Here is a 451-nt window from a genome sequence, read left to right as displayed (position 1 = left end):
GTCTTCCAGTTGATGCCCTTGCCGCCGTTGCCGGCCTCGGTCATCAGCGGGCCGAGCGCGGTGAAGCGGGCGTAGAGGTTCGGATAGTCGCGCTTGACGACGCTCACGGCCGGCATCGTCCTGCCCGGGATCGGTTCGATCTCGCCGCGTTTCCAGTCGGCGACGTCGAAGGGCTGGGCGATCTCGCCGGGCGTGTCATGCTGGGTGGGAGTTAGGACGACGTCCTGCTCCACGCCCAGCACCTCCGGAGCGACCTCGGAAAAGGCCCTGGCGAGGCCCTTGTAGATATCCCAGTCCGAGCGTGCCTCCCAGGCAGGGTCCACCGCCGCCGACAGCGGGTGGATGAAGGGGTGCATGTCGGAGGTGTTGAGGTCGTTCTTCTCGTACCAGGTCGCGGTCGGCAGCACGATGTCGGAGTACACGCAGGTCGTCGACATGCGGAAATCGAGCG

1 protein-coding gene is annotated in these 451 nt (G+C 66.3%); it reads right to left on the bottom strand.

Annotated features, from left to right (window positions below):
- Positions 1 to 451, bottom strand: a 451-nt coding sequence (locus tag EOA29_RS40035) for a molybdopterin-dependent oxidoreductase (RefSeq protein ID WP_145970189.1), incomplete at both ends; no start/stop codon positions are given.

The organism is Mesorhizobium sp. M1E.F.Ca.ET.063.01.1.1, assembly GCF_003998155.1.
GTDB lineage: Bacteria > Pseudomonadota > Alphaproteobacteria > Rhizobiales > Rhizobiaceae > Mesorhizobium.
The sequence above is the reverse complement of the archived record's forward strand: the minus strand, read 5'-3'. Positions and strand labels throughout refer to the sequence as shown.